The organism is Mycobacterium sp. pW045 (assembly GCF_041287085.1).
Classification (GTDB): Bacteria; Actinomycetota; Actinomycetes; order Mycobacteriales; family Mycobacteriaceae; genus Mycobacterium; species Mycobacterium algericum_A.
This window is the reverse complement of record NZ_JBGGKU010000002.1, coordinates 379,456-400,242: the sequence shown is the minus strand read 5'-3', so window position 1 is coordinate 400,242 and position 20,787 is coordinate 379,456. Positions and strand designations below refer to the sequence as shown.

The 20,787-nt window shown below is 67.9% G+C and carries 17 protein-coding genes; 11 read left to right on the top strand and 6 right to left on the bottom strand.

Features of this window, described 5'->3' with window-relative positions; translation table 11 throughout:
• Positions 1–11 precede the first annotated feature (11 nt).
• The 3 genes from ACAG20_RS04245 to mptB are packed head-to-tail and all read right to left on the bottom strand — an operon-like array spanning position 12 to position 3,426.
• Positions 12–800, bottom strand: a complete 789-nt coding sequence (locus ACAG20_RS04245; protein ID WP_370491631.1) for an ABC transporter permease — start codon at positions 798–800, stop codon at positions 12–14.
• A complete protein-coding gene (locus ACAG20_RS04240; protein WP_370491630.1) occupies positions 797–1,735 on the bottom strand; it encodes an ABC transporter ATP-binding protein in 939 nt (312 codons plus the stop codon). Before ACAG20_RS04240 ends, ACAG20_RS04245 begins: the two co-directional genes overlap by 4 nt.
• Entirely contained in the window at positions 1,732–3,426 is a 1,695-nt protein-coding gene (gene mptB / locus ACAG20_RS04235) for a polyprenol phosphomannose-dependent alpha 1,6 mannosyltransferase MptB (protein WP_083037357.1), read from the bottom strand. Before mptB ends, ACAG20_RS04240 begins: the two co-directional genes overlap by 4 nt.
• A 267-nt stretch (positions 3,427–3,693) precedes the next feature.
• Here mptB and ACAG20_RS04230 point away from each other — a divergent pair, with 267 nt between their 5' ends.
• The 9 genes from ACAG20_RS04230 to ACAG20_RS04190 all read left to right on the top strand — a co-directional run bounded on the left by ACAG20_RS04230 (position 3,694) and on the right by ACAG20_RS04190 (position 12,736).
• Entirely contained in the window at positions 3,694–4,398 is a 705-nt protein-coding gene (locus ACAG20_RS04230) for a metalloregulator ArsR/SmtB family transcription factor (protein ID WP_264079540.1), read from the top strand.
• Between the two features lie 67 nt (positions 4,399–4,465).
• Positions 4,466–5,911 carry a Fe-S cluster assembly protein SufB gene (gene sufB, locus ACAG20_RS04225; RefSeq protein ID WP_370491629.1) on the top strand — a complete coding sequence of 482 codons (1,446 nt, stop codon included), beginning with the start codon at positions 4,466–4,468 and terminating at the stop codon, positions 5,909–5,911.
• Entirely contained in the window at positions 5,911–7,104 is a 1,194-nt protein-coding gene (sufD, locus tag ACAG20_RS04220; RefSeq protein ID WP_370491628.1) for a Fe-S cluster assembly protein SufD, read from the top strand. The genes sufB and sufD overlap by 1 nt, the downstream gene beginning before the upstream one ends.
• A gap of 25 nt (positions 7,105–7,129) precedes the next feature.
• Positions 7,130–7,924, top strand: a complete 795-nt coding sequence (sufC, locus tag ACAG20_RS04215) for a Fe-S cluster assembly ATPase SufC (RefSeq protein WP_370491627.1) — start codon at positions 7,130–7,132, stop codon at positions 7,922–7,924.
• A 2-nt stretch (positions 7,925–7,926) separates the two neighbouring features.
• Positions 7,927–9,204: a cysteine desulfurase gene (locus ACAG20_RS04210; protein ID WP_370491626.1), complete on the top strand. Its 1,278-nt coding sequence runs from the start codon at positions 7,927–7,929 to the stop codon at positions 9,202–9,204.
• 3 nt (positions 9,205–9,207) lie between these two features.
• Complete coding sequence (gene sufU, locus ACAG20_RS04205) at positions 9,208–9,672, top strand: Fe-S cluster assembly sulfur transfer protein SufU (protein WP_112685100.1); 465 nt, start codon at positions 9,208–9,210, stop codon at positions 9,670–9,672.
• A gap of 30 nt (positions 9,673–9,702) precedes the next feature.
• Positions 9,703–10,044: a metal-sulfur cluster assembly factor gene (locus ACAG20_RS04200; RefSeq protein WP_112685098.1), complete on the top strand. Its 342-nt coding sequence runs from the start codon at positions 9,703–9,705 to the stop codon at positions 10,042–10,044.
• 15 nt (positions 10,045–10,059) lie between these two features.
• Positions 10,060–10,881: an MBL fold metallo-hydrolase gene (locus ACAG20_RS04195; RefSeq protein ID WP_112685096.1), complete on the top strand. Its 822-nt coding sequence runs from the start codon at positions 10,060–10,062 to the stop codon at positions 10,879–10,881.
• A gap of 121 nt (positions 10,882–11,002) precedes the next feature.
• Positions 11,003–12,736 (top strand): amidohydrolase, encoded by a 1,734-nt coding sequence (locus ACAG20_RS04190; RefSeq protein WP_370491625.1) that lies wholly within the window; start codon positions 11,003–11,005, stop codon positions 12,734–12,736.
• Positions 12,737–12,764: 28 nt separating this feature from the next.
• Here ACAG20_RS04190 and ACAG20_RS04185 read toward each other — a convergent pair whose 3' ends face one another.
• Entirely contained in the window at positions 12,765–13,805 is a 1,041-nt protein-coding gene (locus ACAG20_RS04185) for a hypothetical protein (RefSeq protein WP_112685092.1), read from the bottom strand.
• A 221-nt stretch (positions 13,806–14,026) separates the two neighbouring features.
• Here ACAG20_RS04185 and ACAG20_RS04180 point away from each other — a divergent pair, with 221 nt between their 5' ends.
• Positions 14,027–15,640, top strand: coding sequence for a DUF726 domain-containing protein (locus ACAG20_RS04180; protein ID WP_234825599.1), 1,614 nt, complete (start codon positions 14,027–14,029; stop codon positions 15,638–15,640).
• Positions 15,641–15,678: 38 nt separating this feature from the next.
• Here ACAG20_RS04180 and ACAG20_RS04175 read toward each other — a convergent pair whose 3' ends face one another.
• Positions 15,679–17,943, bottom strand: coding sequence for a DUF262 domain-containing protein (locus ACAG20_RS04175; RefSeq protein WP_370491624.1), 2,265 nt, complete (start codon positions 17,941–17,943; stop codon positions 15,679–15,681).
• A 15-nt stretch (positions 17,944–17,958) separates the two neighbouring features.
• Complete coding sequence (locus tag ACAG20_RS04170) at positions 17,959–20,058, bottom strand: UvrD-helicase domain-containing protein (RefSeq protein ID WP_370491623.1); 2,100 nt, start codon at positions 20,056–20,058, stop codon at positions 17,959–17,961.
• Between the two features lie 183 nt (positions 20,059–20,241).
• On the opposite strand from ACAG20_RS04170, the gene ACAG20_RS04165 reads away from it, so the two are divergent.
• The gene (locus tag ACAG20_RS04165; protein ID WP_370491622.1) at positions 20,242–20,754 is read left to right on the top strand and encodes a hypothetical protein; all 513 of its coding nucleotides are present in this window, start codon (positions 20,242–20,244) and stop codon (positions 20,752–20,754) included.
• Positions 20,755–20,787: the final 33 nt, after the last annotated feature.

Genomic DNA, 20,787 nt, shown 5'->3' with positions numbered 1-20,787 from the left:
ACCGTAGTAGGTCAGCTGAACCGGAACCAGCGCACCGCGCCGAGGCCGGCCAGCAGCCCCCACGCTGCCACCACCGCGAATCCGAACCAGTCGAAGGAGACCGCCAGGGCCTGCGCCAGCGCCTCGGTGAGCGCCCCCGACGGCGTCAGCCGGGCCAGCCAGCGGACCGCGCCGGGCACCAGCTCGGTTTCCACGGTCAGCGCCGCGAACCCGCCGAAAACGAACCACATCAGGTTGGCGACGGCCAGTACGATCTCGGCGCGCAGGCTGCCGCCGAGCAGCAGCCCCAACGCCGCGAAGCACGCCGTGCCCAGTGCGATGACGACAGCGCCCAGCGCCAGCCCGAGCGGTGTCGGCCGCCAGCCCAGGGCGATGCCGATCAACCCGAGCAGCACCGACTGCAACAGCACCACCGTCGCCACCGACAGCGACTTACCGGTGATGACGCCCCATACCGGCAACGCGGTGGCGCCCAGGCGTTTCAGCGCGCCGTACCGGCGGTCGAATGCCACCGCGATCGCCTGGCCGGTGAAGGCGGTGGCGATCACCGCCAGCGACATGATCACCGGCAGCACGGTGGTGACGCGCTCGGCGTGCCCCTCACCGAACGGGCCCAGCGGCAGCACCGTCAGCCCGATCAGCAGCGTGATCGGGATGAACATCGTCAACAGCAGCTGTTCGCCGTTGCGCAGCAGCAGGGTCAACTCGAGCCGGTACTGCGCGGCCAGCATCGTGGGCACGCCGGCCGGGCGCGGGTCGGGCGTGAAGGTGCCCGGCGGGAAGACCGGCTGGTCACTCATTTGCGCAGCTCCCGTCCGGTCAGGTCCAAGAACACATCCTCCAGGCTGCGCTGCTCCACCCGCAGCTGGGTGGCCAGCACATCCAGGAGGGCGCACCATGCGGTCACGGTCGCCAGCACCTGCGGGTCGACTGCCCCCTCGACGAGGTACTCGCCGGGTTGCGGCTCGCTGGCCCGATAGTCCTCGGGCAACGCGGTGAGCAGCAACGACAAGTCCAGTCGGGGAGGGGCGGTGAACCGCACCTGGCCCTGAGCGCCGCTGCGGGTCAACTCCGCCGGCGTGCCGGCGGCGACCACCTTGCCGTGGTCGATGATCAGCAGCCGGTCGGCCAGTTCCTCGGCCTCCCGCAGGTGGTGTGTGGTCAGCACCACGGTCACGCCGTCGCGACGCAGCGCGTCGATCAGTTCCCACACCAGCAGCCGCGCATGGGCGTCCATGCCGGCCGTCGGCTCGTCGAGAAACACCAGCTCCGGGCGACCGACCAGCGCGCAGGCCAGCGCGAGCCGCTGTTGCTGCCCGCCCGAGAGCCTGCGGTAGGTGGTACGGGCCGCGTCGGTGAGGCCCAGGGTCTCCAGCAGCCACTGCGGGTCCAGCGGGTTGGCCGAGTACGACGCCACCAGCTGGAGCATCTCGCCGGCGCGCGCCGCGGGGTAGCCGCCGCCGCCCTGCAGCATCACCCCGATGCGTTCGCGCAGCCGGTCGTTGTCGGCGATCGGGTCCAGCCCCAGGACCTCGATGGTGCCGGCGTCGGGGCGCACGAAGCCCTCGCACATCTCGACCGTCGTGGTCTTGCCGGCGCCGTTGGGGCCCAGCAGCGCGAACACTTCGGCGGTGTGGACCTCCAGATCGAGGCCGGCGACCGCCTCGGTCGCCGTCGGACCGGCCCCGTAGCGCTTACGCACGCCCCGCAACCGCACCGCCACAGCTGAGCTCACGGAGAATCAGCGTAAGCGTCGGCGACGGGGGCGGACCGCGGGGTCGGCCCCGCCAGCGGCTCACCATCGGGTCGGCCGCCCTCGGCGGGCAACTCCCGCCACGGCAGGTGCCGGTAGGTCAGCAGGAACAATGCCAGCACCACCACGGCGCTGGCCAGCGTGGCGTCCACGATCTGGAACAGCGCGAAACGGTCACCGTTGGCGGTCGGGCCGAAGATGCCGACCACCAGCGTCACCGCGATCACCGCGATCCGGAAGCTCGGCCGGGTCGCCCAGGCGGCGAGCGGGATGATCGCCCACAGCAGGTACCAGGGCTGCACCACCGGGAACAGCAGCACCGTGATGCCGAGTGCGACGCCGAGCCCGCCGACCGGATGCAGCCGGCCCTGGAAGACCACCAGCAGCAGCCAGATGACCATGACCGCGATGATCAGCACGCCGATGCCACGGGTCAGCGACAACACGGCGGTGGTGTGATCGCCCAGGCCCAGCAGGGTCCCGACCTGGCCGGTGCCGAGGGCGATCAGGGTCGGCGGCGACATCCAGCTGCGGACCACGTTGGCGGTGCCCAGGGTGTGGACCCAGCCGAAGCCCAGCCCGCTGGCCCAGCCGATCAGCCCCATCACGGCCGCCGCCAGGGCACCGGTGCCGACGCCGGCGAGCAGGAATGCCCGCAGGTCGCCGCCCCAGCGCCAGCCCAGGGCCATCGCCACGAATCCGAGCGCCAGCAGCGACGGCAGCTTGACCTGCGACGACATCGCGATCAGGACCGCCCCGGTGAGCAGTTCGGCCAACGGCGCCCAGTCCTGCGGCTGGCGCCACCGGCTCGGCAGCAGCGGTTTGGCCGCGGTGATCCCGCGCAGCGCGAACTCGGTGCCGGTCAGCATCAGGCCGAGCATCAGCGCCTCGTTGTGGATACCGGCGACCAGGTGCATCAACAGCAGCGGGTTGGCCGCACCCAGCCACAGGGCGCTGACCTCGGCCACCCCGCACCGTGCCGCCAGCCGCGGCACCGCCCACACGATCAGCCCCACGCCGGCCAGCACCACCACCCGGTGGCACAGCACCGCGGTGACGATGTTCTCGCCGGTCAGCGCCGATATTCCCCGGCCGATCCACAAGAAGAGCGGGCCATAGGGGGCCGGTGTCTCGCGCCACAGGCTCGGCACCGACAGGGTGAACACGTGGTCGAGGCCGAGGGCCGGCGCCGGGCCCACCCGGTAGGGGTCCAGCCCCAGCCGGGAGATCTGGCTCTGCGCCAGGTAGGAGTAGACGTCCTTGCTGTACATCGGCGGGGCGACCAGCAACGGCAGCATCCACAGCAACAGCGTGCGGTCGAGTTGGCTGCGGGACATCCGGCGGCCCGGCCCGCCCGAGGACAGCGCGAAGCGGCCCAGCATCAGCCAGGCCAGGGCCATCATCACCGCGCCGGTGGTGGTCATGGTCAGCGCCACCGTCTGCAGCCGTGACGGCAGGTTCAGCAGTCGTACCCCGAAGGTCGGGTCCTGGACCACCGGCCGGGCGCCCGCCCCGAGCGCACCGATGCCCATCAACACCGTGCCGGTGGCCCCGAACAGCCGGGTGCGCCGCAGCGCGACCAGTTCGGCAGCGTTGAGGGGGGCGCCGACGGTGCGCTCGTCGCCGTGCAGGTGGGCGATCGAGCTGCTCAGCGAGTGCCGGCGGGCTGCCATCCCAGCAGCGTAACGGCCCACTGTGCGGCGACCGGCAGGAGCGCGCTGTGACCAGCGTTACCATCGATTCGTGCCGAACTGAGGTAACCCTTTCTGGACCTGGCCGCCGAATTGCGTCACACTGGTGTTGTGAAATTCAAGGCTGAGGCCAACGCCGCATCCCAAACCGCCGGGCAGCGCCCCGGCGGTGCGGTTTCGGCTGCGCCTCAACCGGCCGCCGAGCTCGCCGGCAGCCATGATTCGTCCGAGGGCCGCACCCGCCAGGCGGTGGTGCGCCTGCTGATGGAGTCCGGTTCGATCACCGCCGGTGACATCGGCGCCCGGCTGGGCTTGTCGGCAGCCGGCGTGCGGCGCCACCTCGACGCGCTGATCGAGCTGGGCGACGCCGAGGCGCATGCGCCGGCGGCCTGGCAGCAGGTGGGTCGCGGCAGGCCGGCCAAGCGGTACCAGCTCACCGACGCCGGCCGGGGCAAGCTCGGGCACCGCTATGACGACCTCGCCGTGGCGGCGATGCGTCAGCTGCGCGAGATCGGCGGCGAGGACGCGGTGGTGGCCTTCGCCCGGCAGCGCATCGACAGCATTCTGTCCGAGGTCGCGGCCGTGGCCGCCGAGGGCGACTCCGCCACCGACGGGGATCTCGAGGCGACCGCCGAACGCATCGCCGCGGCGCTGACCGAGGCCGGCTACGCCGCCAGCACCGCGCGGGTGGACGGCGGTGTCCCGGGGGTGCAGATCCTGCAGCATCATTGCCCGGTGGCCAACGTCGCCAAAGAGTTCCCGGAGCTGTGCCGCGCCGAGCGGCAGGCGATGGCCGAGGTGCTGGGCACCCACGTGCAGCGGTTGGCGACCATCGCCGACGGCGGGTACGTCTGCACCACCCACGTACCGCTGACCATCAAGAGCGCCAAGTCCGCCAGGGTCGGCAAAACCACCAAAGCCGGCCGGGCCGGCACCGCCGCAAAAAAGCAATAACAACACCGATCGACCTTCGGCGCGGAGCCTGCGCCGAAGCCATCACGAGCACTGAAGGGGCGTCACCATGACACTCACACCGGAGGCCACCGCAGCAGCGGCCGAGCCCACCCAGGAAGAGACGATCGCGTCGCTGGGCCGGTACGAATACGGTTGGGCCGACACCGATGCCGCGGGTGCCGCCGCGCAGCGTGGCCTGTCCGAGGATGTGGTCCGCGACATCTCGGCGAAGAAGAACGAGCCGGAGTGGATGCTCGAGGCCCGGTTGCGCGCCTACCGCACATTCATGAAGAAGCCGATGCCCAACTGGGGCTCGGATCTGTCCGGCATCGACTTCGACAACATCAAGTACTTCGTCCGGTCCACCGAGAAGCAGGCCCAGACCTGGGATGACCTGCCCGAGGACATCCGCAACACCTACGACCGGCTGGGCATCCCGGAGGCCGAGAAGCAGCGCTACATCGGCGGGGTCGCGGCCCAGTACGAATCCGAGGTGGTCTACCACAAGATCCGCGAGGACCTGGAAGCCCAGGGCGTGGTCTTCCTGGACACCGACACCGCGCTGAAAGAGCACGAGGAGCTGTTCCGGGAGTATTTCGCCACCGTGATCCCGGCCGGCGACAACAAGTTCTCGGCGCTGAACACCGCGGTGTGGAGCGGTGGATCGTTTATCTACGTGCCCAAGGGTGTGCACGTCGACATCCCGCTGCAGGCCTACTTCCGGATCAACACCGAGAACATGGGCCAGTTCGAGCGCACCCTGATCATCGTCGACGAGGACGCCTACGTGCACTACATCGAGGGCTGCACCGCGCCGGTGTACTCGAGCGACTCGCTGCACTCGGCGGTGGTGGAGATCATCGTCAAGCCGCGCGGCCGATGCCGCTACACCACCATCCAGAACTGGTCGGTCAACGTCTACAACCTGGTCACCAAGCGGGCGCGAGCCGAAGCGGGCGCCACCATGGAGTGGGTCGACGGCAACATCGGCTCCAAGGTCACCATGAAGTACCCGGCGGTGTGGATGACCGGTGAGCACGCCAAGGGCGAGGTGCTCTCGGTGGCGTTCGCCGGCGAGGACCAGCACCAGGACACCGGGGCCAAGATGCTGCACCTGGCACCCCACACCTCGTCCAACATCGTCTCCAAGTCGGTGGCGCGCGGCGGCGGCCGCTCCTCCTACCGGGGCCTGGTGGGGATCCACAAGGGCGCTCACGGGGCGAAGTCGAGCGTGAAGTGCGACGCGCTGCTGGTCGACGACGTCAGCCGCAGCGACACCTACCCCTACGTCGACATCCGTGAGGACGACGTCACCGTGGGCCACGAGGCCACCGTGTCGAAGGTCAGTGAGAACCAGTTGTTCTACCTGATGAGTCGCGGCCTGACCGAGGACGAGGCGATGGCGATGGTGGTGCGCGGCTTCGTCGAGCCGATCGCCAAGGAACTGCCGATGGAGTACGCGCTGGAGCTCAACAAGCTGATCCAGCTGCAGATGGAAGGCTCGGTGGGCTAGTGGCGTCGACTGAGCTGCGGCCCGCCTCGCCGACCAACCTGACCGAGGCCGCCGAAGGCATCAACAAAGGCGAGCAGTTCACCTCGTTCGACGTGGACGCCTTCGAGGTGCCGCACGGCCGCGACGAGATCTGGCGGTTCACCCCGCTGCGCCGGCTGCGCGGCCTGCACGACGGCTCGGCGGTGGCCGACGCATCGGCGGCCATCGCGGTCACCGCGGACGCGGCGGTGCGGGTCGAGACCGTCGCGCGCGGCGACGACCGGCTGGGCGCCGCGGGTGTTCCGGCTGATCGCGTTGCCGCCCAGGCTTTCTCAGCGTTCCAGGAGGCGACGGTCGTTACCGTTCCCAAGGAAGCCGTCGTCGAGGAGCCGATCACGATCACCATCACCGGTCCCGGTGAGGGGTCGACGGCCTACGGCCATCTGCAGCTGCGCGCCGAGGAACTGTCGCAGGCCACCGTCGTGATCGACGTGCGGGGCAGCGGAACCTACGCCGACAACGTGGAGTTCGTCGTCGGCGATGCGGCGAAGCTGACCGTGGTGTGGCTCGCCGAGGCCGCCGCCGATCTGGTCTACGTGACCATGCACCACGGGGCGCTGGGCAAGGACGCGGTGCTGCGCCACAGCGCCGTGCTGCTGGGCGGTGAACTGGTGCGGCTGACCGGCCGGGTGCGGTTCGACGGACCGGGCGGTGACGCCGAGTTGCTCGGCCTGTACTTCGCCGACGACGGCCAGCACCTCGAATCGCGGCTGCTGGTCGACCACAGCCAGCCCAATTGCCGCTCGAACGTGCTCTACAAGGGCGCACTGCAGGGCGACCCCGATTCGGGTCTGCCCGACGCCCACACCGTGTGGGTCGGCGACGTGCTGATCCGCGCGACGGGTGTCGGCACCGATACCTTCGAGGTGAACCGCAACCTGGTGCTGGCCGACGGTGCGCGGGCGGATTCGATCCCGAACCTGGAGATCGAGACCGGCGAGATCGTGCAGGCCGGCCATGCCAGCGCCACGGGCCGGTTCGACGACCTGCAGCTGTTCTATCTGCAGGCGCGCGGCATCCCGGAGGATCAGGCCCGACGCCTGATCGTGCGCGGTTTCTTCGGCGAGATCATCTCCAAGATCCCGGTGCCGTTCGTCCAAGAACGCCTCACCGAGGCCGTCGAGCGCGAACTCGCCGTCACCGAGAACAAGTAAACGACTTAAAGGACACGAAACAGCAATGAGCACACTGGAAATCAAGGATCTGCACGTGAGTGTGTCGCCGGGCGGTGCCGGCGACGACGGTGCGGCGGCGATCCCGATCCTGCACGGAGTCGACCTGACGGTGAACTCCGGTGAGACACATGCCCTGATGGGTCCGAACGGCTCGGGCAAGTCGACCCTGTCGTACGCGATCGCCGGTCACCCCAAGTACACCGTGACCTCCGGGTCGATCACCCTCGACGGCCAGGACGTGCTGGAGATGACTGTTGATGAACGGGCCCGCGCGGGTCTGTTCCTGGCCATGCAGTATCCGGTCGAGGTGCCCGGGGTGTCGATGTCGAACTTCCTGCGCACCGCGGTGACCGCGGTGCGCGGCGAGGCGCCGAAGCTGCGCGCCTGGATCAAGGAGCAGCGTGCGGCGTTCGCCGAACTCGGTATCGATGCCGGCTTCGCCGAGCGCAACGTCAACGAGGGCTTCTCCGGCGGCGAGAAGAAACGCCACGAGATCCTGCAGCTGAGCCTGCTCAAGCCCAAGATCGCGATCCTCGACGAGACCGACTCCGGCCTCGATGTCGACGCCCTGCGGGTGGTCAGCGAAGGGGTGCAGCGCTATCAGGAGACCGAGAACGGCGGCATTCTGCTGATCACCCACTACACCCGGATCCTGCGCTACATCCAGCCGCAGTTCGTGCACGTGTTCTCCGGTGGGCGCATCGCGGAGTCGGGCGGTCCGGAGCTGGCCGACGAGCTGGAGGAGAAGGGCTACGAACGCTTCTCCGACGCGGCGGCGGCGGGAGCGGCGGGAGCCTGAGCATGACGGTGTCCGACACGACGTTGTCGCCCAGTCGTCCGGCGGTGCCGGACCTGGATGCGATTCGGGCGGATTTCCCGATCCTGAGCCGCGTCATGCGTGGCGGCAGCCGGCTGGCTTACCTCGATTCCGGCGCGACCTCGCAGCGTCCGCTGCCGGTGCTCGATGCCGAGCGGGAGTTTGTGCTGCACTCCAACGGCGCGGTGCACCGCGGGGCGCACCAGCTCATGGAGGAGGCCACCGACGCCTACGAGGACGGCCGGGCGGCCATCGCGCAATTCGTCGGCGCCGACCCGGACGAGCTGGTGCTGACCAAGAACGCCACCGAGTCGCTGAACCTGGTGTCCTATGCGCTCGGCGATGACCGGTTCGAGTCCGCCGTCGGCCCGGGCGACGTCATCGTCACCACCGAACTGGAGCACCACGCCAACCTGATTCCGTGGCAGGAACTGGCGCGGCGCACCGGGGCGACGCTGCAGTGGTACGAGGTGACGCCCGACGGGCGGATCGACCTGGATTCGCTCAAGCTCGATGAGCGGGTCAAAGTCGTTGCCTTCACTCATCATTCGAATGTGACCGGCGCGCTGGCGCCGGTCGCCGAGCTGGTATCGCGAGCCCGCGCGGTGGGTGCCATCACGGTGCTGGACGCCTGCCAGTCGGTGCCGCACCAGCCGGTCGACCTGCACAGCCTCGACGTCGACTTCGCCGCATTCTCCGGTCACAAGATGCTGGGCCCCACCGGAATCGGCGTGCTGTACGGCCGGCGTGAACTGTTGGCGGCGCTGCCGCCGTTCCTCACCGGCGGATCGATGATCGAGGCCGTGACGATGTCGGTGAGTACGTATGCGCCGCCACCGCAACGGTTCGAGGCCGGCACGCCGATGACCTCGCAGGTGGTCGGGCTGGCCGCGGCCGCCCGCTACCTGGAGGCGATCGGGATGGAGGTCGTGGAAGCTCACGAACGCGAACTGGTGGCCGCGACCCTCGACGGCCTCGCCGATATCGACGGGGTGCGCATCGTCGGGCCCACGACGATGACCGACCGCGGGTCGCCCGTCTCGTTCGTGATCGACGGCGTGCACGCCCACGATGTCGGCCAGGTGCTCGACGACGACGGTGTCGCGGTGCGGGTGGGCCATCATTGCGCAATGCCGTTGCACCGCAAGTTCAATGTGGCCGCCACCGCCCGCGCGTCGTTCGCGGTGTACAACACCCACGACGAGGTCGAGCGGCTGCTGGCGGGGATTCAGCGCGCCGTGAAATTCTTCGGGAGGGCGTGAGACGTGCGCCTCGAGCAGTTCTACCAGGAAGTGATCCTCGATCACTACAAGCACCCGCAGCATCGCGGGCTGCGGGAGCCCTACGGCGCGCAGGTCCACCACGTCAACCCGACGTGCGGCGACGAATTGACCTTGCGGGTGGCGGTTTCCGATGACGGCGAGCGGATCGCCGACGTCTCCTACGACGGGCAGGGCTGTTCGATCTCGCAGGCGGCGACGTCGGTGCTGGCCGCTGAGGTGATCGGATTGACAGTGCCCGAAGCCTTGACGAAGTTCGATGCGTTCCACGAGATGATCTCGTCGCGGGGGACCGTCGAGGGTGACGAAGAGGTGCTCGGCGACGGGGTCGCGTTCGCCGGGGTGGCCAAGTACCCGGCGCGGGTCAAATGCGCGCTGCTGGGCTGGATGGCGTTCAAAGACGCGTTGGCGCAGGCGCTCGCCAAGACGGAAGAAAACACGCTGGCATGAGTCAGTGGCGACAACCCAGGAGATGAAGCAATGAGCGAAACCGGACCCGACGAGCTACTCGCCGAGGTCGAGGAGTCGATGCACGACGTCATCGACCCCGAGATCGGCATCAACGTCATGGACCTCGGGCTGGTCTACGACCTGGCGATCCGGCAGGACGAGGAAGGTGCCGCCGCGGTGGTGACCATGACGCTCACCTCGCCGGCCTGTCCGCTGCAGGACATGATCGCCGAGCAGGTCGAGAACGCGACCGTCGGTGCGGGACTGGTCAAGAAGCTGGACCTCAGCTGGGTCTGGGAGCCGGCCTGGGGTCCGGACAAGATCACCGACGAGGGCCGCGAGATGATGCGCGCCGTCGGCTTCACGGTCTAAAGCGGAGCCGGCTGCGTGTTCTGGTTGTGCAGGACATGCGGCGTCGAGCACGACGCCACGCCGGAGGTCTGCGCGATCTGCGCCGACGAGCGCCAGTGGGTACCGGCCGACGGTCAGCGGTGGGCGACGCTCGACGAGTTGGCCGGCGAGGGGTTTCGGTCCACCGTCGCCGTCCTCGAGCCCGGCCTGATCGGGATCGGCAGCACGCCGCCGTTCGGCATCGGCCAGCTGGGCAAGCTGGTGTGCACTGCCGGCGACTCGGACGGCAATGTGTTGTGGGATCCCTCCGGTTTCCTCGATGATGCCGCGGTGGCCGCGGTGACCGAGCACGGCCCGGTCGCCGCGATCGTCGCGAGCCACCCGCACATGTTCGGCGCGCAGGTGCAATGGAGTCACCGCCTCGGTGGGGTGCCGGTGTACGTCAACGCCGCCGACGCGCAATGGGTGATGCGGCCCGACCCGATGATCCACTACTGGTCGGACCGGTTGCAGCCGGTGGCGGGGCTGACGGTGGTGCAGGTGGGGGGCCACTTTCCCGGCAGCGCGGTGGCCTGCTGGGATGACGGCGCCGACGGGCGTGGCGTGCTGCTGGTCGGCGACACCGTCTTCCCGAACCCCGACCGGCGCACCGTGGCCTTCCTGCGAAGCTATCCGAACCGGATCCCGCTGTCGGCCGCCGTCGTGCAGCGGATGGCCGGCACCTTGGCCGAGCTGCGGTTCGACCGGATATACGGCCTGTTGGACAACGTCATCGACGCCGACGGCGCGGCAGCGATCCGGTTCTCCGCCGACCGACATGCCGCCTGGGTGCGCGGCGATCACGACGCTCTCACGTGAGCGGGGCCCAGTGGCCCCGGGTGGCTGGACGACAGTGGTGTGACGGTCGCTGCCATACTCGTCGCGTGAACCGCGTAAGGCCTTTGGCGGCGGTCGACTGCAACTGGGAAGAGCGGACAGGGTGACGACGAGCAGGCGACGGTTCATGGTCGGCATGGCGGCTGCGGCGGCCGGTACGGCGGTGGGCGGGCTGGCCGGCTGCGGATCGCGGGGGCCCGGGGCCGACACCATCTTCATCGGCGGCCCGGTGGTGACGGTGACGCCGGGCGCGCCCGAGGCCGAAGCGCTCGCGGTCACCGGCGCCCGGATCAGCATGGTCGGCAGCGCCGAGGACGTGCTGCGGCTGCGGGGGTCGGAGACCACCGTCGTCGACCTGCGCGGGCGGGCGTTGCTGCCGGCGTTCGTGGAGCCGCATGGCCATCCGTTCGAAATGGGTACCACGCTGGCCCCGCCGGCCATCGATGTGCGTCCGTTCACGGTCTCCACCGCCGGCGGGGTGTTCCAGAAGCTGACCGAGGCCGTGGCGGACACGCCGAAGGGCCAGCCGATCCTGCTCAACGGTGTCGACCCGCTGCTGCAGACCGGGTTGCAGTCGTTCACCCGCACCGAGCTGGACCGGCTGGCACCGCAGAACCCCGTGGTGATCATCACCAACAGCGGCCACGCCGGCTACGGCAACACCGCCGCGTTCGCCGCGGCCGGAATCACCAAGACCACCCCCAACCCGCCCGGCGCCCAGTACCTGCGCGGGCCCGACGGGCAGCTGACCGGCGAGGTGCGCGAGGCGGCGGCGCTGATGGCGCTGACCGCACCGTTCTCCGGCGCGATCATGGCCAACGCCGGCGACAACCTGCGCTGGGCTTACGCCCAGCTGGCCCGCGCGGGCATCGCGACCGCCACCGAGCACTCCTACGATGCGCGTACGCAGTCCGAGGTGTTCGGCAAGCTCGCCCAGCAACCCGACTGTGCGATCCGGGTCCGCGCCTACGAGATCGGCACGCCTGAGCTTGCCGACGACGCCGACAACATGCGCGGCAAGCGGGCCGGTGCCGACGTGCTGTTCGACAAGATCGGCATGAAGATCTGGGCCGACGGATCACCGTGGCAGGGCAACATCTTCACCACGTTCCCGTACCTGACCAACGCCACGACGGCGAGCATGGGGTTGGGCCGCGACCACCGCGGCGGCATGAACTACACCCCCGAACAGATCCAGCAGCTGGCGGCGGCCTTCATCGAGCAACGCTGGCAGGTTTCCTGCCACGTGCAGGGCGACGCCGCCATCGACGTCGTGCTGGACGCCTTCGAGCAGGCGCGAGTACCCCCGGCACTGCGTCCCCGAATCGAACACGTCGGTGCCATGCGGCCCGATCAGTTCGCCCGGGCCGCGCGCCTGGGTGTCACCCCGAGCATGTTCATCGAACACATCTACTTCTGGGGAGATGTGCTGGTGGACAAGCTGTTCGGTCCCGATCACGGGGCGCATTGGATGTCGGCCCGCTCGGCGCTGGACGCCGGACTGCGGCTGTCGTTTCACAACGACGGCACCGTCACCCCGCCCGACCCGGTCGGCAACATCGCCACCGCGGTGAACCGGATCGCCAAGGGCAGCGGCCGGGTGCTGGCCCCCGAGCAGCGCATCGCGGTCGATGCCGCGCTCCGGGCGCAGACGCTCAATGCCGCCTGGCAGCTGCGGCTGGACACCGAGATCGGCAGCCTGGAGGCCGGCAAGTACGCCGATCTGGTTGTGCTGTCGCAGAACCCCCGGCGTATCCCGCCGGCCGACCTGCGCGACGTCGCGGTCGAGGCGACCTATCTGATGGGGCGCCAGACCTACGGCAAGGTGCTGGGGTAGCAGTTGGCGACAGGCAGGCGTTCCGTTCTCATCCGAAAGCCCAGTGCCACGCGCGGTTGACGGGGGTGAGTACTCCCCAAGACGAGCCGTTGTCGGCCGGCGTATCCGTTGCGTCGTCCTTGTCATCGCATCGACCCTGACGGTCGAGCTCAAGGGTGCCTTTGATCTCCTGATAGGCCGCGACAAGGGCGAACACCTTGTCAGGGCTGTCTGACGGCGGGCTCTCCGGTGTGGCAGCAGCGCCGTACAAAGCCGCATCCAGGCGGCTGGCAACGTCATCACGCAACCCGGCGATCCGTGCCCGTTCGCGTTCCTCTTGGAGCGACTCATCGATACGACATGCTTGTGTCGCACATTCCCGCAGAAGATTCGCGCGGTCAGATGCCTGCCGCCACAATTTCTCAGCAGCGCGCTTGGCGTCGGCGAGGCGCGCACGGTCCTCGTCGCTGTGGTCGGGCAGAGCCCTAAGCTCATCGGCCAGCTGGCGTAGCTGTGCCCCAGACTTCAGAGTCGTGGTAATCATCAGCAAATCGGGGCTGAAATCCAACTCATGTGGGTCGCCGAGCCATCCCATCGAGGCGGCCTCGGTTTGGACCACCCGGCTGGCCGCCGATTCAGCCCGTTCGATGAGCTTGACGGCGGATTCGCCGAGTTCTTCGACTTGCCTTCTGCGTTCTGCCTTCTGCCGCGTGATCGCTCGTCGTCGCTCTTCCTCAGCCTTCTTGCGGGCAATCTCCCGTTCTTGGGCCTCAGCCTTCTTGCGAGCCGCCTCGCGTTCCTTGACCCGTCGCTGCTCTTTTCGACTCTCCGAGATCGCAGCGTCGCGCTGGCGCTGCTCTTCTGCCTCCAATGCTGCTCGGCGTCGGCGTCGGCCCGTTTCCACCAGCACGACCGTCAACGTGCCAGCGCTGAGGAACAGAATCGGCACCCAGAGCCAGCCGAGTGCTGCGAGCATTCCGCCGATTTTCGCAATGACAGCAGCAATCCCGCCAATCACAGCCGGGACGATCAGGAACAGCAACAATATCCCGGCGCCGTCCCAATCTGATGAATCCTTGGAGCGCCCCACGTTGTACCTTTCTGGAATACTCGCCGGTGATTCTAATTGACGTCGACGACAGGTCATACGAGTTCAGCGGCGGATGCCAGCGACGACGTGGAGTCCTAGGCGGCAATCGGTCGGTGGCTGGCGATACTCTTGCTTCGCTTCGCCCTGGACGGCGAGCGCAGCCTCCAAGTGAAAACGGCGGTTTGCCTGGTGTCGAAGGAGAGTTTCGCGTGGCGCAGAGGGTGGCATTCGCCTCGAGCAAGGGTACTGGCCTTTCCTGTTCCATCAGGTCACCGCAGGGACGGTCCTTGAACCTGTCCGGTGACCTCGCCGAGCCAGAACCGCCGAATGTCGGCGGTGATCCTGCGATGGTGCGTAACCAAACCCTGGTGAATAACCTGTGGGCTTTCGGCAAGCACGAGAAGCAGCGGCGAATACTGCGGAATGCCGAGAAACGTGCCAGCCATGCCAAACAGGCCGCGGCGCATGAAGAAATCGCCGTTGCCATGGCGAAGTTGATCGATATCGAAGGCACGGCCATGCGCCGAGCGTGGTGCTCAGCATGCTTCAGGCGCACGGACCACCGCGAACTGCACACGGGCGCACGCAGCCTCCCCGGACATCTGTGCGTGGGATGCGGTGCTCCCACGCTTGGCTGTGCCGCCCCGGGATGCGAGCACATGGCAACCCGAGGCTTCGGCGCCCTGCACATTCCCAGGTTCTGCGCCGAACACAGGCATGAGATTCCGAGCTTCGACAAAATCAACGGTAAGTTCGGCGCGCTGGAAAATTACCGGGAGTTCCTGAGCTACGACAAGAAGAACTTGGCGCTCGGCTCCAGGGTCGCAGGCGCTGTCACCGCTGCCGGCGTGGTCATCGGGAGCGGCGGGTTGGCACTGGCCCCGGCGATCGGCGGGGCCGTCGGCAGCCTGATCGGCGGTTACACCGGAGCAGCGGCCACCAGCTACGGACTGGCACTCCTGGGCGGTGGTTCGCTCGCCGCGGGTGGCTTGGGCATGGCCGGCGGCACTGCCGTTGTCGCTGGACTTGGAGCAGTGCTGGGCGGGGGCTTAGGCGCCAGGGTGACTACCGCCTATATCGGCGCCGACAAATCGTTTCGGATCGACAAGCTCAGTGACGGCGTCGGCACCCCGGTCATCGTCTCCAGCGGCTTTCTCACCGCGGGCGGTGACTCATGGGGGGATTGGGAGCCGATCATCCGACAGCGCTACCCGGCCGCACCGGTCTACCGGGTGCATTGGGGAAGCAAGGAGCTTCGGGCGCTCGGGGCATTGCTGGGCTACGGGGGCGGACAAGCCGCCGCTGCTGCAGCTGTCAAGGGAATGGCCGCCAGAGCGAGCAAGCGGGCGGCCAAGGTGATTCCAGGGGCTGGGGCGGCCTTCATGGCGGCCGGTCTGGCCATGAACCCCTGGCACACCGCGAAGGTACGGGCCGACTCGACCGGAGTTGCTCTGGCGGGCCTGTTAGCACGCACGGATGCCGAAGATTATGTCTTGGTCGGCCACAGCCTGGGAGCCCGAGTGATGGCGACTGCTGCGCAGACGCTTGCCACCGACCCTGAAGCGCCGAAGATTCAGACCGTTCACCTGCTCGGTGCAGCACTGGGCGCAAAGGGGGACTGGCGCGCCCTCAATGATTCGGTGACCGATGCCGTCTACAACTACTACTCCACCAACGACAAGGTGTTGAAGCACCTCTACGCGGTCGTTCAAGCGGGTAGCGCGGCTGCAGGCCTGCGAGGATTCGGCAGTAAGTTCCCAAAGATCAGGGACCGCAACGTCTCTCGAGTGGTTCAGGGGCATTCGGACTACTGCGACCAGGTCAAGCTAGTATGACGGCTTTCGTCTCGACCTCGCTTCCACGGCAAGCCACCTCACCCTTCGGGCACATACCCGAACTGCTCCAGTCGTCGCCGCGCCGCCGCGATTTCATCGGCGTTGAACAGTTCGGCGAACTGTGGCTCCACCACGACGGCTTCCACGGTGAGGTCCATCCGGCCGCGTTCCCACAATGCGGCGAAGCCGTCGGATACCGCCGGCGCCGCCAGCAACTTGTGCGCGGTGGCGAGCGGGCCGAGCTCGGCGAGCATGCTGCGGAAATAAGTGGCGTTGTAGTCGGCCTCGGCAAGCCCGCGCCGGTACAAGTCGGTCATGCGGCTGGCGAACGCTCGTTGCACGTCGTCGTCGGCGGTCTCCGGGTATTCGACCACCTCGGCCTGCTCGCCGGCGGCGTCGGTGCTCTCCTTGTCGACGAAACCACGCAAGGCGTCGACTGAGGTGAACACTTTGTAGCCGAGTTCTTCCAGCCGGGGCAGATCGGCGTCGTCGGGGTCGAGTTCGAGGATGACGGGCGCGCCGACGCCCGTTTGCAATCCGTCGGGCCAGTACGCCTCGGCTACCGCCAACTGAACGCCGCTCACCGGGTCGGCGATCTCGGCGTCGACGGTGGGTGTGGCGAAGCCGCGCTCGGCCAGCTCTGCGATCACGGCCTGCACCTGCTCGGCGCGTGGGTCATCGACGGTCTCGTCAGCGACCTGCAGTGGCTCCAACACCGCACCGTCGTCGGGGCTTTCGGAGTTCAGCAAGCTCGTGAGAAATCGTTGTGCGGATTCGGCCAGAAGCTCACGCCTGGCAGCCAGAAAATCGTGGTAACGCTCGACCCGCCACAGCTCAGGGTCGGTGGGAATCCACTGCGATTCAAGGACACCCGGGTGCTTGGCGGCGACCTCGGGCAGGTACTCCGCGGGGTCGCGCATCCCGATCGCGATGTTGGTGGCCTGAGTGAGAAAGCAGAAGTTCGCCAGCGCGTTGATGTCGCCGCGGTCGAAGCCGTGCTTGCGTAGTAGTGCCTTGGGGAAGATGTGGTGTACCTGCAGTGATGTCAGCTTGCCCAGCTGCTCGGCGCGCAGTTCCAGTCCGCTGCCGAAGTCGCGGGCACCGTCGACACGGGTCAGCAGGTACAGCAGGGGGTAGAAGCGCGCCCCGCGGGTCGCTCCGGCGAAGTCGTCGGGTCCGACGACCAGTCGGCCGCCCCGCACGCGCTCCAGTGTTGCGATCAGAGCGTCGACACCGCCGCGTTCCGCTGTTTCGTAATCCTGCTGCAGCACGGTCTCGGTGGAACCGCTGAACCGGCCCCACAAGGCGGAGTGGACATACCAGTAGAGCACCTTGTCTCGGTGCGTGCTGTCCGTGAACCTTCCACCGTTGAGGTGCAGAAGCCGGGTGATCACCGGCGCCGCGTAGCGGCCCATCAGCACTCGGTCGTGGTCGAGCCCGAGCCGGCCCGAGACCGCGTCAAGAAAGCTGCCGATGTGGTTGACCGATTGCTTCAACGCGACCTGGAAGTCGGTGGCAGGGACGTCGCTCAGTGAGGAGAACAGCGCTCGGCCGGTTGCCACCGCGGTCGCATTGCGCAGCAGCCAGTCCAGCGAGAATTTGAAGCCGGCGCTACGCCAGCGGTCTAGATCATCGCGCATCTCCTTGCGTGCATCGGGCCAATCGGCGCAGAGCTTGGCCAGTGCGAGATCACCTTTGGTGAGTTTGGTGCCGCCGGAGTTGACCTTGTTGAAGATGTCGACCACTTCATCGACTGTCTTGCCGGAGCCGGTGATCTTCTCTTGGTTGAAGTCGCGGTTCTCGATCTCCTTGATCCGGTTGAGCCGCTCCAGGTAGGTATTGAGCACCTCGCGTTCGACATCGGGGAACGCGGTGAGGTACTCGAACGGGCCACGGCGGAACAGCTCGGTGACGTTCACCCAGGTCGGGTCGTCGGCCATTTTCATCGGCGCGTAGAACTCGAACGTCTCGGTCGCGACGTTGAAGTGCAGTCCGGTGAACGCGTTCGGGTCGCCTTCGAAGAACGGGGGAGGCGTGCCGCGGATGACCCCGTACATGGACGTGACCCGCTGTTGGCCGTCGAGCAGCAGCTGCCGGGTGCCGCTGGCGCCGGCGGCCCCCCGCACGGTGACGTCCTCGGAGGTGGTCTCCCACATCAGCAGCCCGCCGACCGGGTAGCCGCGGTACAGCGAGCGCATCAGGCCGCGGACCTGGTCGCGGTTCCACACATACCCTCGTTGGAACTCCGGCAATAGCACCGCGCCGGAGTCGATCTCGTCGAGCAGCGTCGACAGTCGGGTCATCGGTGTCTCCTCATCTCAGTGGGACGTCAGGGCGGCCAGAAACGGACTGGGCTCGCCGTGCCAGGTGACGACGAGTTCCTCGCGGGCCCGGGTGCAGGCGACGAACAGCAGGCAGCGTTCCCGCTCCAGGTCCTGGGTGTGGGTCTGCTGGTCGTCCTCGATCGGGGTGACGGCGTTGGGTTCGGGCACCTGCTTGGCGCTGACTCCGGCAACGCAGACGCAGCGGAACTCCAGGCCCTTCATCCGGTGCATAATGCCCACCCGCACCGCGTCGTCGTCAGAATCGGCGGCGTCGGCCAGCCGCACGGACTCGATACCGGCCTTGGATAGCGCGTGTTCGACCTTGGTGGCGAACCATTTGGCCCGCACCGCGATTCCGATCTCGGCGGGTGCGACTCCGGCCTCGAGCCAGTCGGCGACGGTGGCGGCGACGAGCTTGGCCTCCGCATCGATGTCGGCTGCGCCTTCCAGGCGTGGCGGTGGCCCGTGCACGTGGGACTGGCATCCGGCGATCGAGTCCAGTCCGCCGTCCATGTCGTCGATCGGCTGTCCGCGCAGCAGCCCCATGCTCCAGCCGAGTATATCCGCGGTGGTGCGGTAGTTCAGGTTGAGACGGGCGGAGCGGCCGGCGATGTTGATGCCGACCTCCCGGAAGCTGGCCCGGTTGTGGTAGATGCGCTGATGGGTGTCGCCGGCGATGAACATGTCGTCGGTAGCCTCGGGCACCGCGGCGCGCAGCAGCCGCCACTGGTCGGGGCTGAGGTCCTGCGCCTCGTCGATGACGATGTGCCGGTAGGGCTTGTCGACTGTGGACTCCAGCAGCCGGGTTGCCTCACGACGCACGGTCTCGTGGGTCCACACTCCTCGATCGGTCAATGCCTTCTCGAATTCGGTGATCGCCTGCCAGGCATGGGCGCGTTGCACGGACCCCAGCCCACGGCCGCGCCCGATTCGCTTGGCGGCTAGATAGGCGTCGGCGCTGTCGATGCGCTGCGCCAGCACCACCTGCCGCCACTCCTCGGCCAGGAACACCGGGGTGAAGCTGAGCCCGAGGCGCTCGATCAGCTCCGCCCACAGTGCTTCCTCGTCGCGGGAGTTCACCAGGTGGGGGGCGCCGTGTTCTGCACGAAATACCCGGTGGGCCAGTTTGTCGACGTGGATGACCTCCAGGCGCCGTTCGGCGTCTTCGTCGTCGACGAGCATGTCCAGGCCGTCTTGCAGGCTCTCGGCAAGGGTGGAGGTGAACGTGGTGACCAGCACTTTGCCGTCGCCGCGCCGGGCGAGCCGGTGCGCCCGGTGCAGCGCGACGACGGTTTTGCCGGTGCCGGGGCCGCCGGTGACCCGGGCCGGCCCGCCGTACCCGGCGTCGACGACGGCGCGCTGGGTGGGGTGCAGATACACTCGCCAGGTGGCGAACGGGTAGGCGAAGACGTCCATCAGCTCATCCGGGCCGTCGACCAGCACCACCCGGTCGCGGCTGCGCAGGATCGCGGCGTCGAGATCCTCGGTGTCGACCGGCTCGTCGAGGATCGCCGCGCCCAACTCGGACCAGACCTCCTCGGGGCTGTAACCGGCGGCCAGCCCGAACAGCACCTCCCACTGCGTTTGCGGCAGAAACGCTTTCGCGGCATCGAGCTGGGCGGCGTCGGTGACGGTGCGGGCGAACGACAGCACCTGCGCGTCAATGCCGAGTTTGGTCAATGTGCCGTCGCTGATCTCGGCGAACAGCGGGGCCGCCGCTGCAGGTGTTGATTCGTCCCGTTGGGGCAGGTGCCGGTCCAGTTCGGCTTCGTCGCGGATCTCGATGCCGCCGGTGGCGGCGTTGACCGAGATATTGCTGCGCTCGGCCCAGGCGTAGGCGTCGTCGTGAGGGAGCACCTTGAGCAGGGTGTAGACGTCGCCGCGCTCGGGTGCCAGCACGATGCCGCGCCAGGACTGGTCGATGCGGATCGACCGGAACCGCGGGTTGCGGGCCTTGGCGATCTTTTCCAGATGCAGACCGGTGTGGGTGGCGGCGTCGAACTCGTCGAAGACCTCGGTGACCCGCTTGACGACGGGCTTGTCCAGTTTGGCCAGGTCGGTCAGGAATCCCTTGTCGATGGCGAGGGTTGGCATGGCTTCCTTGGTGTGTCATCGCGGAGGGCGGCGTATCGCCACCATCGCAGGACAGGCTGACAGGGTTGCGCGAGTGTCGCGCCATTAGGGATCTGCCATGTCGGTCCCTCCTGCGATGCTGGCGGCATGTTCGCCCATGGCCGGCGGCGAGAAAGGTTCAGCACAGCGGAGGGAGCATTGCCTATGGGCATCCCCGAGGCGGCAAAGCGGGGGCGGGTCAACGTGGCTGGATGCCGGTGGGACATCTCTCTTGTGCAGCCTGACTTGGACGACCTTCGCGTGGCAGATCGCGGTGCGTGGGCGAAGCTGATTGCACTGATTGCGGATTCCGAGCAACACGGCCTGCCTTTTGACGCGGACGGCTACGACTACAGCGCACCGGTCGGCGAGCGGATCAAGCCGGCTGAGTTCCGCGGGCGACCCGTGCCCTGGCTCGGCGAGCTGCGGGTCGAGGAGCGCACCCCGAAACACGCGAGCCGGCTCGGCGACGCGGCGCACTATCGGCTGTACTTCGGCGAGCCAGACGAACCACCCGACCTGGTGTTGGGGTTGTCGATCGGGCATAAGCGGGGCCGAGACCGCGACGCCGGCCGCAAGCAGACGCGTCAGATGATCGACGCGATGTGGAAACTGATCCGTTGGTGCGAATCCCGTTCGCCGAAAACCGGCTGGCGCGAGCGGGCCCGGACGGCGTAACGTTGATTTATATGTCAACATACCGTCGTGTGG

Bases quoted from the DNA above. Each gene is read 5' to 3' on its own strand.
- mptB (WP_083037357.1), bottom strand. From the start codon at position 3,426: ATGGCAGCCCGCCGGCACTCGCTGAGCAGCTCGATCGCCCACCTGCAC.
- sufC (WP_370491627.1), top strand. From the start codon at position 7,130: ATGAGCACACTGGAAATCAAGGATCTGCACGTGAGTGTGTCGCCGGGC.
- ACAG20_RS04170 (WP_370491623.1), bottom strand. From the start codon at position 20,058: ATGCCAACCCTCGCCATCGACAAGGGATTCCTGACCGACCTGGCCAAA.
- ACAG20_RS04175 (WP_370491624.1), bottom strand. From the start codon at position 17,943: ATGACCCGACTGTCGACGCTGCTCGACGAGATCGACTCCGGCGCGGTG.
- sufB (WP_370491629.1), top strand. From the start codon at position 4,466: ATGACACTCACACCGGAGGCCACCGCAGCAGCGGCCGAGCCCACCCAG.
- ACAG20_RS04210 (WP_370491626.1), top strand. From the start codon at position 7,927: ATGACGGTGTCCGACACGACGTTGTCGCCCAGTCGTCCGGCGGTGCCG.
- ACAG20_RS04200 (WP_112685098.1), top strand. From the start codon at position 9,703: ATGAGCGAAACCGGACCCGACGAGCTACTCGCCGAGGTCGAGGAGTCG.
- ACAG20_RS04245 (WP_370491631.1), bottom strand. From the start codon at position 800: ATGAGTGACCAGCCGGTCTTCCCGCCGGGCACCTTCACGCCCGACCCG.
- ACAG20_RS04165 (WP_370491622.1), top strand. From the start codon at position 20,242: ATGGGCATCCCCGAGGCGGCAAAGCGGGGGCGGGTCAACGTGGCTGGA.